The sequence below is a fragment of the Prolixibacter sp. SD074 genome (assembly GCF_009617895.1).
Lineage (GTDB): Bacteria > Bacteroidota > Bacteroidia > Bacteroidales > Prolixibacteraceae > Prolixibacter.
On the sequence record NZ_BLAW01000001.1, the window covers coordinates 1,164,081 to 1,178,007 of the forward strand.

Sequence of the window (13,927 nt, forward strand, 5' to 3'; positions counted from 1 at the left end):
ACTGTCAATCTTTTCAAATTTACCCCACCAAGCCTCCCCTTCAGGGTCCCGAGAATTCGGGATAGGGGTAATCGAAGGCAGAAGGTATTGACTACAGGAAACACAGTTACCGATGGACTTAACTTGCTGAACAACACGCGTTATTCAGACCATAAGATAGCACCATGGGCGAAAAGCTGCTCCGGCATATTCCCTCTTTACAGGAATGTCCGGGCAGCTTTTTTGCTTTGGCATACAAATCTATGAAAAAATGAAAATGTCGTAATTCAATCAGTTAGTATCGCCCTGAATCATGTTTCTTTGACTACTTTTCGAAGCAATGGTTTAATGTGAAGACCATTCAGCAGGAAAATACCCTGAAAAAGGAGAGAACTTTTTTTGCACATGCTTCCAAACGCGAAATACACGAATTCTATTTTACTGAAAATAAGAACAAAGTGGGACTCCGTTTAAATGGTCGGAATTTCCGCAGGCAATTGTTGTAGCACCGCCGATAGAAATGCATTTGGTTCCAATATCAACGCATCGTACAACAACACATCCGCCTGCTGTACCCGTTTCAGGTCCTTTACCGTCAGCAATTCCGGGTCGCCCGGCCCCGGCCCCGACCAATGACACCGGTATCCGTTCAATCGTTCTTCTCCTGTTCATACAAATCCTCCAAAGCCGCTAACGGATTACGGTAGGTAAACCGGAACTTGAAAACGTCCGGATCAGTGACGCCGGGGGACACGGCTAACGGATTACGGTAGGTAAACCGGAACCCGGTATCGATTAATTTCTGACTACTCACTGTTTTAAACTTCACATTTTCTCCTACCGGGAAACCGGGAAAACCGATGCCCTGCAATTTTGCTGCCCGGCTATACAACTCGCTCCGCAACGGGTGTTCCGGCGAAACAACATTGTATACAAAGAAATAAGCTCCGAGCCGGTGACGGTCGTGATTGTCGTAGCGCACGGCTGCAACCGTGACGTGCAGTTCCTCCGGGTGAGCGGCCTGACTGGATGCAATGGAATACATCCGGGGTTGCAGCGGAGTTAAAACAGATATCAGCCCTGTCACGTCCAATTCGGCAGGAAAATCGGTCAGCAAATCGACCACATCATGTCCGTAGAGATAGATATCCAATGCCTGTTCATCATTCAGTAAATCGCCCAGAATCTCATTACCGGTCCTTTCACGGTAGCTTTCCAATACCGAACGGTTCAACACCGATAACTCCAGATGATGACGTAAGGCGGTTTCCAGCGGGTGTGTCCCGTTCTTAACCGTCACCAGCTCATTGCCGTCGAAGCTGGTAATTTCCAGCACTTTCTCCACCAGTTCGGGTGGATTATCGCAGAAAATCCCCACCGTGTCGCCCGGTTCGTAGGTCAGTCCCGAGTTGCGAAGTAACAACTCCAGGTGATACACCTCTTTCCCGGAACCCCGTCCGCTCAGCTTAATCTTATCGAGCACTTTGGCTTTAAAAGGATTCTGCCGGCCGTAAACAACCGCGGGAGTCACGCTATCAGAAGCGGTTACGGACGCATCGGAGATGGTACCTTTTTGTTGTTGCGGAATTTCGAGTACAGCATCGCTCCAATTGCGGGCATCTTCGTGATAATCCACATCACATTTCGCCAACTCCAGTAACCGGTTGGCCGCTTTTCGTTCCAGGACATAATCATCGAGTACATCAGGAGTGTAAGGCTTTTCGTGGTAAACCACCCCGGTTTCCCGTTGTGCTTCCCAATCCTGACGCGGTTCCAGGCGCGCTCGTGCAGGAAATAGAGGAACATTTTGGTAAAGACCTCAATCCCGCCGACAGAAAGCGCAATGTTGCGGGTATACTGCAAGTGTCCGGGTGTATCGGCAATGATTTCGTCGAGCGAAGCAGCCGGCGACAAGGTTACCCCGGTGCAGGTCATGTCGCCGATGGTACGGCAGCGAACCTCTTTCAATACCGGCTTCTCATCTTCTTTCTTTATCAGGTACGGAGAATCGGCAAGCAAAATGCCATCACGTTCGATGACTGGTCGCTCGTGCGAGAAGAAACGCTCCTTCGCACGAGCCTTCTCTTCATCGCGCCGGCCACCTCCCAACGCGGCATCTACCTTTAGCTTCTCCAGGGCATCGAGCAAGGTAACTGTTTGCAGCTTGTTTCGGCTGGCATGAATCCCGGTCTCTTCCACCGCTTTTCCCTGCGCAATAGACTCTTCCACACTGCACACAATCAATTGGCTGCCGCTTTCCTTTACCAACTTATCGCGGTATGCCAGTGTTTCCGGGAAATTATGTCCCGTGTCGATGTGCAGCAAGGGAAACGGTATTGGATCGGACCAGAAAGCTTTGTGGGCCAGGTGGAACATCACGATCAAATCCTTTCCTCCCGAGAACAGTAACACCGGCCTTTTGAAACGCCAGGCTACTTCCCGAATCACGTAATTAGATCATTAATTGAAACCACCTTTTTTTATCCGATAAAAAAATCGTTAGAAAACATAAATTAAAATAAAACCAGCTATAAATCAGGACTCAACCATCTTTATTTAGAACACCACAATAAGTACCTGAAACATAGTTCGACAGCAAGGGCCGCTCTTTTTTCTTTTCCTAAAACACATTAATCCTATATTGAAAAAGGCAGGAAACAGATATTTAAGTTGTGTCAATTTGCTATTCTGCAGGTTATCACTTAATTTAGTTAACCAGATATTTATTATGTGGAGGCTGTGACCACCGAAAAAACAGGGCGGAACCGAAAAGCCTTACGAGTAGGACAACCTAAACAACAAAATCTCATGGAAAATCAAGAAGCGCAACAACAGTCGCAACAACCGCTGCAACCGCAACAGCCGCAACAGCCTGTCACGATTTCCGACTGGTTTCTAACCTTGTTTCTGACAGCTATTCCGCTGGTTGGACTTATTATGTTATTTGTTTGGGCATTTGGCAGCAATACCAATCCCAGCAAGGCAAACTGGGCGAAAGCAGCGTTACTTTGGGCAGCTATCGGCATTGTTATTTGGCTACTTTTTATGGCAATATTTGGAACGGCCATGTTCAACTCCTGGAATAACTACTAGTATTGTAGTAAGCGTCCTGGTAAGATATCCTCAAATTTCGACTGACGGATGCTTACAAAAAGGGCTTATTGATATTCCGGGCCCAATTTGGTGAACCCGGAATTTTTTTTGGTAACCCGAAACGGAGAAGAAAACGTTCAAAAGGTTTATGATGCACTGATGGAAGGTAACCAGAACTGGGCCGGCGATGCTCCCATTCTGATGGTCACTTTGGCCCATAATGCCTACGCCCACAATGCAACGCCCAACACGCCTGTCACGATACCGGCATGGCCATGGGATTCTTTCTTCTGGCCGGAGTTGAAGCCGGAGTCCAGGTACACCAGATGGGAGGATTTTTCCCGGAGAAAATCGAAAGAAACATTAAACAACCTGAAAGCTACCATCCGGTAGCAGTAGCAACCGTAGGTTATGCCGATGAACCGGCGGAAAAAGAAAGTCGTACCCGGAAATCAGTTCAGGAAATACGAGTATAATTTAAGAATAGCCGGAAATATAGCAACTCCCGGACGAACAGCTTGTTCCAATCCGGGGGTTTTTACTTTTATGTAACAGCCGTCAAAAGATTCGGGCGGACATATTCATTCATGAACCATTCCCGTCGATTTGATTTAAATGTCTATAAATTGAGAAGAAAAAGCTCTCCTGATATGTCCCATTGGAAATTTTGTAACTTTAGCAAACAAGAATTTCATTAATAACAATCCGGGTTTCATGAAGCTGTTCATCAAAAATATGGTTTGTATCCGTTGCCAGATGGTGGTGAAAGCTGAATTGGAAAAACTTAATATACCATACACCTATGTAGAAATAGGCGAAGCCAATACCGTTGGGGAAATTTCGCCAAAACAATTGGAGCAATTGGATATTGGCTTGAAAAAATCGGGATTGCTCCTGATGGATGATAAAAAGAGCATTTTGGTTGAAAAGATAAAAAGTGCCATTATCGAGCTGGTGCATTATACTGATGAACAGATTAAAGTCAACCTTTCTGACTACCTAAGCGAGAAACTCAGTTACGATTACACTTACATGGCAAACCTTTTTTCTGAAGTAAAAGGTATTACCATTGAAAAGTTTTACCTGGTTCACAAAATTGAGAAAGTAAAAGAACTTATCGTATATGATGAGTTAAATCTCACGGAAATAGCCTATAAAATGCATTATAGCAGCGTTTCCCACCTGTCAAATCAATTCAAGAAATTTACAGGGCTTACACCCTCCCACTTTAAAAAGCTCAAAAACAAGAGACGTACCACGCTTGAGGATGTGTGAATGATGTAACTTATATCGTCAATTGTATAACACTTGCGGCCCCCGGGGAAAGTACCTTTATTGAAATTATTCAATAAAGTGAACAGATGCAGAATGCCGAAATTGAAAAATCGAGAATGCACATTCTGGTTGAAATTATAGACTATGTTCCTCATTCGATAGTTAGCAAAACAATAATCCGAAAAACAACCGGAAACGTAAGTGTCACTGCCATTGATGCCGGGGAAACGCTGATTGAGAAAATTTCACCATTCGACACATTTGTCCAAATTATTGAAGGTGATGCTGTAATAGTTGTTGATGAACATTCCAACCTGTTAAAAACAGGTGAAGCAATTATTATACCTGCCCACACATCTCACTTAGTTAAAGCCAATGAAAGGTTCAAAATGATTTCGACAGTGATAAAAAGTGGTTATGAAGGAAGTACAATATCGATTTAATAAGTAACAATTTAAATGAGCCATCATGTCAAAAGAAAAAGAAGGTAAAGAAAAGGGAAACAAAAAAGCGCCAGCAATGAACTTAAAAGAAAAGCGGGCAGCAAAAGCAGCCAGGAAGGCTGAAAAAAACAGAAAAAGCGAATTGTAGATTGATTGCAAATCATTTAACGAAAGATCAAAAACATGAAAATCGCTTTTATTGCCACCTACCCTCCCCGCGAATGCGGCATCGGCACCTTCACCAACAATTTGTTTAAGTCGATGCTGATTAAAAACGGAAATACGGAAGAAAAGCACGAAGGATTTGTAATCGCCCTAAATGATAACAACCTGACCTATAAATATCCGGAAGAAGTAAAACGAACCATCCGCCAGGACGATCAGGAAGATTACCTGGAAGCGGTTAAATACATTAACCTGAGTGGTGCCGATATTTGTGTGCTCGAACACGAGTTCGGCATCTTTGGAGGGCATAGCGGGGTTTATATCCTCCCCTTGCTTCATCGATTGGAAATGCCGCTCATCGTCACCTTACATACAATCCTCAAAACACCATCGTACAACGAAAGGGCGATTTTAAAGGAAATTTGCAAAATGGCGACAAAAATTGTGGTAATGAGCCATAAAGCCGTTGAATTCCTGACAGGTATCTACGACGTTCCGAAAGAAAAGATTGCCCTGATTGAACACGGTGTCCCGGACATTCATTTCAATCCGGCGAAATCGAAAAAGGAGTTTAAACTTGAAAGCAAGAAAGTGCTCCTTACGTTTGGTTTTATCGGTCGCAGTAAAGGAATTGAAACAGTCATCAATGCATTACCCCGGGTGGTTGAAAAACACCCTAATGTGGTTTATATTATTTTGGGGAAAACCCATCCAAATGTATTGCGCCATTCCGGCGAAGAATATCGGATTTTCCTCATGCACCTGGTTAAAAAACTCCAATTAGAAAAGCATGTAATATTTTTAAACGAGTTCGTCGACGAACAGGACTTGTTCAAATATCTGTATGCCTGTGATGTTTACATCACTCCGTATTTGAATGAAGCCCAAATTACAAGCGGTACCCTTTCCTATGCTGTTGGCGTTGGGGCTGCTGTACTGTCAACGCCCTATTGGCACGCTACCGAATTATTAAGCAACGGCAGAGGGCGACTTTTTAACTTCAGCGATCCGGACGATTTATCCACTACACTGAACGAATTGTTAGGCCATCCGGAGGAGTTGGATCAATTGAAGCAAAAAGCGTCGGAATTTGGTCAGAAAATCACCTGGCCCAAAACCGGCCAAAAATATATGGCACTTGCTTCAACGATTCTGAAGGATGGATACCAGGTACCAGAAAAGAAAGAATCGGTACTTGATTTATTGAGCCTGCCGCCGTTTTCCCTGGCCCACATCAACCGGCTGACCGATGATACCGGTATCATCCAACATGCCAAATTTGGTATCCCAAACTTAAAAGAAGGTTATTGCCTGGATGATAATGCCCGCGCCTTGTTAATGGTACTTATGACCTATAAACAAAAGAAAGACTTACGGGCATTGGAATTATCGCCCGTCTACTTAAGCTATATCCATTACCTCCAAAATGCCGATGGCACCTTCCGTAATTTTCTGAGTTTTAGCCGAAACTTTCTGGATGAAGTGGGGTCTGAAGATTCGTTTGGACGTACCATCTGGGCATTGGGATATTTGTTGGGCAATGCCCCAAACGATGCCTACTACCAGACCGGCAGATTGGTGTTTTTTACTGCGGCCCCCAATTTCGAGAAATTAAAGTCAATCCGGGGTATCGCCAATACCATGGTTGGGATCAGCTATTACCTGAAAAGCAATCCATCGGACGACTTGATGACAGAGCGGCTGAGAAACCTCGCCAATGTCTTAATAAAACACTATACGGAAAACCAGGCGCCCGACTGGAACTGGTTTGAATCGTTACTTGCTTACGACAATGGTATTTTGCCACTTGCCCTATTGCATTCGGCAGAAATACTGAACGACGAAAAAATAACCAATGTAGCTATTGAGTCGATGGATTTCCTGACAAGACATACCTTAAAGGATAACTATTTATCGATCATAGGCAATGAGAAATGGTATAAAAAAGAGGGCGAACGCTCTGTTTTTGCCCAGCAACCAATTGATGCCATGGCTATGGTACTCATGTTTCACCAGGCTTTTCACTTAACCAGAGACAAAGAATACCTGAACAAACTTTATACTTCTTTTTTGTGGTTTTTGGGAGAGAACGACCTGCGTATGAGCCTGTATGATTTTGAAACGAAGGGGTGTTGCGATGGGTTTGAAAATTATGGAGTAAACCGTAACCAGGGAGCCGAAAGCTCGCTGGCCTATTTAATTTCGCATTTAACGGTATTGCAGGCTTACGAAGAGTTTCATGAGTCTGACTAAAGATCCATAAAAAAGTCCCGCCAATAGCGGGACTCAAAAATTGTAAATGGTATGTTGTATTATTATAAACTATACAAGTTTCACATCAACCGCATTTAATCCTTTTTGTCCTTCTCTCAATTCAAAAGTTACTTCATCGTTCTCCCTGATGTTATCAATCAATCCGGTTGAATGGACAAAATATTCTTTCGACGAATCTTCGTCTTTAATAAATCCGAAACCTTTCGAATCATTAAAAAATTTTACTGTTCCTTTATTCATAATATAAAATTAAATTGTTGGGTGTAAGATACGCTTAATAATCGACACACTGCTATTGATGATAAATTAATTAATCTAAGTACTTGAAAAAAAATTAAAAATATCTATATTATCGTGAAAGCGACTATTTAAAAGAATTGTAACGATATAGGTTAATCCATGTTTGAATAAACTTTTGGCTTTTTGACCATGCTTTTTAATTTGGGCGGCTGCTTACTTTGGCGAAGAACGCCTAACCAATCAAATCATTATGTATGAACAAGACGATTTTCGAGATAACACAAATGGACTGCCCTTCGGAGGAGAACCTGATCCGGATGAAGCTGGATGGCATTTCCACCATTCAAAAGCTGGACTTCGATATTCCCAACCGGAAACTGACCGTTTTTCACTCGGGCGAAACGAGCGCCATCGAACAATCCATCGATGAGTTGAAGTTGGGCGGGAAAAAGCTTTCTACCGAATCGGCAGAGGCAAACGATTTGGCGGAAGAGAAGGCTCAAACGAAGGTGCTGTGGGCCGTGCTGTTCATCAATTTTGCCTTCTTCGCCATCGAAATGACCAGCGGTTTGTTGTCGCGCTCCATGGGGTTGGTGGCAGATAGTCTCGATATGATGGCCGATTCGTTTGTTTATGCGATTAGCCTGTATGCCGTGGGAAGTACGCTGTTGCGTAAAAAACGGATTGCCCGGCTGGCCGGCTATTTCCAACTCACATTGGCGGTTTTAGGCTTCGTCGAAGTGGTGCGACGCTTTATCGGACCGGAGCAGGTTCCCGATTACACGACCATGATTGTGGTGTCGGCGTTTGCGCTGGGCGCGAATGCTGTTTGCCTGTGGTTACTACAGAAATCGAAAAGCAGGGAGGCGCACATGCAGGCAAGCGTGATTTTCACTTCCAACGACGTCATCATCAACCTGGGCGTGATTGGCTCGGGATTTTTGGTGCACTGGCTTCGCTCCGGCCTGCCTGATCTGATCATCGGTACACTTGTCTTCATTGTTGTCATTCGTGGCGCGTTGCGGATTCTGAAACTGGGATAATTCAATGAACAGGTAGAAATTAAAAATGTGCCATCTTGTACGTACCTAAATTACTATCCCGTAAGGGAGCGAAAAACAAATACATAACGCCCGCAATGGAGACGACCGATAAGCGCAGATGGTTTGAAATACTGGCTGTAGTCCTGACGGGAGCGCTAAAGTATGTGATGATGGATTGGCTCGGATTGCGGCTGTTTTACATCACGGCTGCCATCCTGTTTTGGGGTATGTACATCTGGTTCCGCTACCGCGAAAATCCAAAGATTATCAGTCAGTGGGGCATCCGTAAGGAGAATTTTAAACGGACGTTTCTGTATCTGTTGCCCTATGCGTCGGGAATACTGGTTTTCATTGTCGGATACGGCTTTTATGTAAATGCCCACTTCCTCAATTGGCGCTTCATCCCGGTACTGGCTATTTACCCGTTGTGGGGCATCATTCAGCAGTTCATGATGATTTCGTTGGTAGCCGGGAATTTGCGCGCTATCACATCACTCCGTTTGCGCAATTCGCAGGTCATGTTCTGGACATCGCTGCTGTTTGCGTTCGTCCATTATCCGAGCTTGCCGCTGATGGGCTTTGCCTTCCTGATGGAACTGCTATTCATACGGGCTTTTTTTAACTGGCGCAACCTCTGGCCACTGGGGATTTTTCACGGCTGGCTCGGTAGCCTTTTCCAGTTTTTCGTTTTGGGCCGTGATCTTTGGAAAGAGCTGTGGGTGATTTTTCGGTAATTGTAATTAGATATGAAAGAACCGTTTCAAGTCAGTCACTTTCTTCATCCGATAATGCATGTAAAGTAAAAGTCCTGCAATCATTACCGTTGCGATCAGCACTATCAGGCTCCAGCTAAAATGCAGGCGATGGATAACGTACAGAGAGATGATGCCGTCGGTGCACACACTCAGCAATCCCACCGTTATCAGCGAATAGGCGACAATATTCAATCCTTTCTGCCGGGCACGACGTATCATCAGGATAAGCCCGAATAGCGTGATATAGGCGGCCAGCAGCAACGGGATACCCAGATGCATTCCCCATCCGGTTCCGCCACTGTAAATATCCAGCAGGGTAATCAGCACAGAGGACGTCAGGAAGCTCAAAGACAACCACCGGGCCGACTTCCGATGCCAGAAGGTGAGCAGGGTGATGTTAATGAGCAGGGCCAGACTGATGGTTACGGGATATTTCGACCAGGTAATCGATTCGTTGCCAATCAGGTCGATAAGAAACGTGATGAGACTCCCGGAGAGCAGGATGAGGCCGGAAACTTCCCAGAAGATCATGCGTTTCTGGGACTGGGACAGTCGTTGATATTCGGAGCGCAGTTTCTTTTCCTGCACAAGCTTGCGGGATTGAATCCACTCAGCATTTTGAGATTGGTTATGGAGCAGGGGTTCCCCGCAAAGGGAACAAAAGTTGGCATTTTCGTTCAGTTCAACGCCGCAGTTTGGACAAATAGTCATGGCTGGTCCGTTTTTGTTTCCGTTTCAACCGAAATGTGATGTGTCGTCAGGAAATGCAGAAATCGTTCTTCAAACTCGTTCGAACGGGTTATGTTTCCGAAGCTCAGCACTAGTTTGTCGCCAAACCCGATAACACCACAGTTGAGCTTCAGCATCTTGTTGGGCGGAGGGGGAATGATGATCAAATGGTCGATGAGTTCACGTGTTTCTTCCGGCAAATCGACTTTCCCCAGGTTGGTGATGACACCGCTGTATTGACCCGTACCCAGTGAGTAATATTTCATCCGGAGAATGAAACTCTTCAGGAAAAGGGGAATGCCCCGCACCACCCTTTTCTTTTCGCCGCCCACGTTTCGGGCGATGTTTTTGTTAATGAGCTTTTCATCCGATTCGAGCTGCATCTGGTGGTAAACCGTTTTGATGATCTCGTCGAAGGAGTATTGCCCCAGCCTCAGATCAATTTCAGGCATGACGAACAGCGAAAAATTCCGCATGGTTTTCGACGGGAAAATCTTCCGCAGATTAACCGGCACCTGCACCCGCAGCCGTTTGCATTTTCTCTGCCGGTTCAGCCTGCCTAAATTGTTATGTATTTCCTGCAATGTATGCAGATACACTGCCACCAGGTAAACGGTAATACTGACGCCTTTCTCCTTTGCGGCCTGTTTCATCTGCAACATCGAGAGTGTGGCGGTAGTTTGCCGGAACCGGGGCCTGCTATTCAGCGTAAAGGGCAGATGAAATGCCTTGGAGCGTTTCACCATGGGGGGAATATCGTCTTTGAAATAGCGTTTGTAGGCATCCTCGTATTCTTCTGCGGATACCACCTCAGGGGCAGCATGGGGTAGCCCTCCTTCCGGGAAGGATATTCCGCTTGCCTCGAAATACAAGAGCAAAATGGTGCGGAAAAAGATGAACGCACCGGCGCCGTCGGTTAAAATATGCGACCCTTCCAGGCTAATGCGGTTTTTCCGGACCAGAATCCGGAGTAAAAGTTCCCCTTTTCGAAAACGCCGGCAAATAGTGGGGCGCTCATCTGCAATAATCGGTATGTGCCGGGAGAGATGTTCCAGATAGTACCAGAAAAATCCTTCCTTGAGTTGGACAAGATAATAGGGAAACCGGTCTTCGGCCTGCAACACCGCCTTTTGCAGAAGTTCCATTCTCACGGGTTGCTTCAGAACAACCGACAGGCGAAAAACAGAGGTAACCTCCCTCGTGATAACGGCCGGAAATATCTTTGCAGCATTATCAAGAGAGAACCAAAAGGGTTTGGATTCGGGAGCCGTTTTGCCGCTTTCTTTTTTCAAATCATCCTGTTTCTTTTCCCAAAAACGAAGAGTTCGTTGGCGTTGTTTTTCAAAGTTAGGAATTATTCGGGATGGCTGAGGAATAAGTTGGTTTTTCTATTTTATACAGAAAGAAATAAAAGGATCCGGCAATAAAAAACGGGTCCCATTTTCATTCCACTTTGTAAAACCGGTGAAGTATATTGTTTCCAAAGTCAGGTTTTAGACTCCTGAATGTAGCAAAAATTTAGCTTTCACCTGAATTAGCCCCTCTATATGCTCCTAAAGACGGTATAAGATTTTGATATTGGCCCCGTAGGTACGAACATGTCCTGCTTCTGCAAAAACCTTGGGCATAATACTTTTCCAAAGTTTGAAACGTTGGAAAAGATCTAAAAAACCGCCTTGCCGGGAGTTTTTCCTGACGAGGCGGTTTTTTTCATTCGTGTGGGCGTGTCATCTCCAATGGGATCACCCACTGGTCAAACTCTTCTTCCGAAACGTACTTCAGTTCCAGTGCGGATTCCCGCAAGGTCTTCCCTTCGGCGTGGGCTTTCTTGGCAATCCGGGCCGCCTTATCGTATCCAATGTGCCGGTTCAGAGCGGTCACCAGCATCAGGTTCTTTTGAATATTCTCGTTGATACGGGGCAAGTTGGGCTCGATGCCCACCGCGCAATGCTCGTTGAACGAGCGACAGGCGTCCGCCAGCAGCGTAATGCTTTCCAAAACGTTGTGTGCCATCACCGGTTTGTACACGTTGAGCTGGAAGTTTCCCTGGCTTCCCGCGAAAGCGACGGTGGCATCGTTGCCAAAAACCTGGGCACAAACCATGGTAAGCGCTTCGCTCTGCGTAGGATTCACTTTCCCGGGCATGATCGATGAACCGGGCTCGTTGGCCGGAATGTTGTATTCGCCGATGCCGCAACGAGGGCCGGAAGCCAACCAGCGTATGTCGTTGGCAATTTTCATCAACGCCCCGGCCAGCGTACGCAAGGCAGCCGAAGTTTGTACCAATGCATCGTGTGCCGAGAGTGCGAAGAATTTGTTAGGCGCACTACGGAAAGGGTGTCCGGTGATTTCGGAAATAAAATGCACGGCCCGCATGGCAAACTGCGGATGAGTATTCAAACCGGTACCTACCGCCGTTCCTCCAATAGCCAAATCGTACAATCCGGGAAGCGACGCGCGAATGCCTTCCATGGCGAAATCGAGCTGGGCAACCCAACCGCTCATCTCCTGTCCTACGGTTAACGGCGTGGCATCCTGCAAGTGCGTGCGCCCCGTTTTCACAATCGATTGGTACATGTCCGATTTATCGGCCAGTGTTTTTCGAAGCAACTCGACCGACGTAAACAAGCGCTTGTGTAACTCTTCAACCAACGCTATGTGCATGGCAGTGGGAAACGTGTCATTCGACGACTGACTGCGGTTGACATGGTCGTTGGGATGAACCGGTTGCTTGCTGCCCATCCCGCCGCCCATCATTTCAATAGCGCGATTGGAAATCACTTCGTTGGCGTTCATGTTCGATTGTGTTCCCGAACCGGTTTGAAAGACCACCAATGGAAACTCACTATCCATTCGGCCGGTGATCACCTCTTCGGCGGCAGCCATAATATTACCGGCAATATCCGACGGCAACTCACCGAGTTCTTCATTTGCCTGCGCTGCAGCCTTTTTCACAATCCCCAATGCCCGGATAATCGGCGATGTCCATTGAAAACGTTTGGTTCCGATTTGAAAATTCTGAAACGAGCGTTGGGTTTGCGCTCCCCAGTAATGTTCGGCGGGAACCTGAATTTCGCCCATTGAGTCGGTTTCTGTTCTGAACTTTTCCATATTCTGTGTATTATGTACCGGGTTTTGCTTTCCGGCATATTTAATGCAACATAGACCTAATATTTACTGAACAAACCAGAATGGCAATCGTTGAGTAAACCAGTTATCAAAAACACTTAAAAAGTAAAATCATGTGGTTTAATGAACGTGCCCGCACCTGGGACGATGACCCGATAAAAACAGAAAGATCCAAGGCTTTCGCGAAAACCATTGTAGAACAGGTACAACCGAAGCCCGAAATGAGCGCGCTGGAATTCGGTTGTGGGACCGGCCTGCTCAGTTACCAGCTGAAAGACGATTTCGGCTCCTTTGTTCTGGTGGATAGTTCGGAAGGTATGATTAAGGTATTGAAAGAGAAAATTGAACAGGATAGTCTTTCACATTTCATCCCATTACAGGCCGATTTATTGGAAGCCATTCCGGACATCGGTCCGTTCGACGCCATTTATACACTCATGGCCCTGCACCATATCGACTCCTTACCGGACATTCTACAGGTCTTCCACCGCTTGCTAAAACCGGGAGGAAAACTGTGTATTGGGGATTTGGTAAAAGAGGACGGCAGTTTTCACGGTAGTGGATTTACCGGACACAAAGGCTTTGATAAAGACGAACTTTCGAAACAATTAAAAGAGCAAGGCCTGGAACCCTTTCACCATGAAATTTTCTATGAATTAGAAAGAAAACGGGATAACGGTTCACGTAAGTTTCCGCTTTTTTCCTTGATCGCCCAAAAATAAAGCCAGGAGCCATTGTTTAACTAATTAATTTATTTATATTTATACGCTGGAAAGCAGAAAATGCCACCGCTGCTATCCGG

At 45.8% G+C, this 13,927-nt stretch carries 16 protein-coding genes; 9 read left to right on the forward strand and 7 right to left on the reverse strand.

The genetic code is table 11. From position 1 onward, the window contains the following. Nucleotides 1–449 precede the first annotated feature (449 nt). From GJU82_RS05180 to GJU82_RS05190, 3 genes are read right to left on the reverse strand one after another with little or no spacing between them, the layout of a single operon-like run. Nucleotides 450–632: an SAM-dependent methyltransferase gene (locus tag GJU82_RS05180; RefSeq protein ID WP_153631174.1), complete on the reverse strand. Its 183-nt coding sequence runs from the start codon at nt 630–632 to the stop codon at nt 450–452. After that, nucleotides 629–1,615 (reverse strand): hypothetical protein, encoded by a 987-nt coding sequence (locus GJU82_RS17385; protein ID WP_308788838.1) that lies wholly within the window; start codon nt 1,613–1,615, stop codon nt 629–631. The genes GJU82_RS05180 and GJU82_RS17385 overlap by 4 nt, the downstream gene beginning before the upstream one ends. Then, the gene (locus tag GJU82_RS05190; RefSeq protein ID WP_153631176.1) at nt 1,525–2,427 is read right to left on the reverse strand and encodes a phosphoadenosine phosphosulfate reductase family protein; all 903 of its coding nucleotides are present in this window, start codon (nt 2,425–2,427) and stop codon (nt 1,525–1,527) included. The genes GJU82_RS17385 and GJU82_RS05190 overlap by 91 nt, the downstream gene beginning before the upstream one ends. 360 nt (nt 2,428–2,787) lie before the next feature. Here GJU82_RS05190 and GJU82_RS05195 point away from each other — a divergent pair, with 360 nt between their 5' ends. From GJU82_RS05195 to GJU82_RS05215, 6 genes are all read left to right on the forward strand, one after another. After that, nucleotides 2,788–3,072 (forward strand): hypothetical protein, encoded by a 285-nt coding sequence (locus GJU82_RS05195; protein ID WP_228488574.1) that lies wholly within the window; start codon nt 2,788–2,790, stop codon nt 3,070–3,072. A gap of 108 nt (nt 3,073–3,180) precedes the next feature. Beyond that, entirely contained in the window at nt 3,181–3,465 is a 285-nt protein-coding gene (locus GJU82_RS17390) for a hypothetical protein (protein WP_228488575.1), read from the forward strand. Nucleotides 3,466–3,786: 321 nt separating this feature from the next. Continuing rightward, nucleotides 3,787–4,347: an AraC family transcriptional regulator gene (locus GJU82_RS05205; RefSeq protein WP_153631178.1), complete on the forward strand. Its 561-nt coding sequence runs from the start codon at nt 3,787–3,789 to the stop codon at nt 4,345–4,347. An 86-nt stretch (nt 4,348–4,433) separates the two neighbouring features. Then, nucleotides 4,434–4,790: a cupin domain-containing protein gene (locus GJU82_RS05210; protein ID WP_153631179.1), complete on the forward strand. Its 357-nt coding sequence runs from the start codon at nt 4,434–4,436 to the stop codon at nt 4,788–4,790. Between the two features lie 25 nt (nt 4,791–4,815). Further along, complete coding sequence (locus GJU82_RS17650; RefSeq protein WP_255473937.1) at nt 4,816–4,938, forward strand: hypothetical protein; 123 nt, start codon at nt 4,816–4,818, stop codon at nt 4,936–4,938. A gap of 35 nt (nt 4,939–4,973) precedes the next feature. Then, complete coding sequence (locus tag GJU82_RS05215; protein ID WP_153631180.1) at nt 4,974–7,208, forward strand: glycosyltransferase family 4 protein; 2,235 nt, start codon at nt 4,974–4,976, stop codon at nt 7,206–7,208. 69 nt (nt 7,209–7,277) lie between these two features. On the opposite strand, the gene GJU82_RS05220 is transcribed toward GJU82_RS05215, so the two are convergent. Further along, a complete protein-coding gene (locus GJU82_RS05220; RefSeq protein ID WP_153631181.1) occupies nt 7,278–7,469 on the reverse strand; it encodes a cold-shock protein in 192 nt (63 codons plus the stop codon). A gap of 254 nt (nt 7,470–7,723) precedes the next feature. Between GJU82_RS05220 and GJU82_RS05225 the strand changes: the two genes are divergently transcribed. Both GJU82_RS05225 and GJU82_RS05230 read left to right on the forward strand, forming a co-directional pair. Next, nucleotides 7,724–8,512 (forward strand): cation transporter, encoded by a 789-nt coding sequence (locus GJU82_RS05225; protein ID WP_153631182.1) that lies wholly within the window; start codon nt 7,724–7,726, stop codon nt 8,510–8,512. A gap of 95 nt (nt 8,513–8,607) precedes the next feature. After that, complete coding sequence (locus tag GJU82_RS05230) at nt 8,608–9,246, forward strand: CPBP family intramembrane metalloprotease (protein ID WP_153631183.1); 639 nt, start codon at nt 8,608–8,610, stop codon at nt 9,244–9,246. A gap of 6 nt (nt 9,247–9,252) precedes the next feature. On the opposite strand, the gene GJU82_RS05235 is transcribed toward GJU82_RS05230, so the two are convergent. The 3 genes from GJU82_RS05235 to fumC all read right to left on the reverse strand — a co-directional run bounded on the left by GJU82_RS05235 (nt 9,253) and on the right by fumC (nt 13,107). After that, nucleotides 9,253–9,978, reverse strand: coding sequence for a DUF6320 domain-containing protein (locus tag GJU82_RS05235; protein ID WP_153631184.1), 726 nt, complete (start codon nt 9,976–9,978; stop codon nt 9,253–9,255). Continuing rightward, on the reverse strand, nt 9,975–11,288 hold the full coding sequence (locus GJU82_RS05240; protein ID WP_153631185.1) for a hypothetical protein: 1,314 nt from the start codon (nt 11,286–11,288) through the stop codon (nt 9,975–9,977). The genes GJU82_RS05235 and GJU82_RS05240 overlap by 4 nt, the downstream gene beginning before the upstream one ends. A gap of 418 nt (nt 11,289–11,706) precedes the next feature. Next, nucleotides 11,707–13,107, reverse strand: a complete 1,401-nt coding sequence (fumC, locus tag GJU82_RS05245) for a class II fumarate hydratase (protein ID WP_153631186.1) — start codon at nt 13,105–13,107, stop codon at nt 11,707–11,709. A 131-nt stretch (nt 13,108–13,238) separates the two neighbouring features. On the opposite strand from fumC, the gene GJU82_RS05250 reads away from it, so the two are divergent. Continuing rightward, nucleotides 13,239–13,847 carry a class I SAM-dependent methyltransferase gene (locus GJU82_RS05250; protein ID WP_153631187.1) on the forward strand — a complete coding sequence of 203 codons (609 nt, stop codon included), beginning with the start codon at nt 13,239–13,241 and terminating at the stop codon, nt 13,845–13,847. The last annotated feature ends 80 nt before the right edge of the window (nt 13,848–13,927 follow it).

Excerpts from the sequence above, each read along its gene's own strand:
- GJU82_RS05195 (WP_228488574.1), top strand. The coding sequence starts at position 2,788 with ATGGAAAATCAAGAAGCGCAACAACAGTCGCAACAACCGCTGCAACCG.
- GJU82_RS05205 (WP_153631178.1), top strand. The coding sequence starts at position 3,787 with ATGAAGCTGTTCATCAAAAATATGGTTTGTATCCGTTGCCAGATGGTG.
- GJU82_RS05210 (WP_153631179.1), top strand. The coding sequence starts at position 4,434 with ATGCAGAATGCCGAAATTGAAAAATCGAGAATGCACATTCTGGTTGAA.
- GJU82_RS17650 (WP_255473937.1), top strand. The coding sequence starts at position 4,816 with ATGTCAAAAGAAAAAGAAGGTAAAGAAAAGGGAAACAAAAAAGCGCCA.
- GJU82_RS05215 (WP_153631180.1), top strand. The coding sequence starts at position 4,974 with ATGAAAATCGCTTTTATTGCCACCTACCCTCCCCGCGAATGCGGCATC.
- GJU82_RS05220 (WP_153631181.1), bottom strand. The coding sequence starts at position 7,469 with ATGAATAAAGGAACAGTAAAATTTTTTAATGATTCGAAAGGTTTCGGA.
- GJU82_RS05225 (WP_153631182.1), top strand. The coding sequence starts at position 7,724 with ATGAACAAGACGATTTTCGAGATAACACAAATGGACTGCCCTTCGGAG.
- GJU82_RS05230 (WP_153631183.1), top strand. The coding sequence starts at position 8,608 with ATGGAGACGACCGATAAGCGCAGATGGTTTGAAATACTGGCTGTAGTC.
- GJU82_RS05235 (WP_153631184.1), bottom strand. The coding sequence starts at position 9,978 with ATGACTATTTGTCCAAACTGCGGCGTTGAACTGAACGAAAATGCCAAC.
- fumC (WP_153631186.1), bottom strand. The coding sequence starts at position 13,107 with ATGGAAAAGTTCAGAACAGAAACCGACTCAATGGGCGAAATTCAGGTT.
- GJU82_RS05250 (WP_153631187.1), top strand. The coding sequence starts at position 13,239 with ATGTGGTTTAATGAACGTGCCCGCACCTGGGACGATGACCCGATAAAA.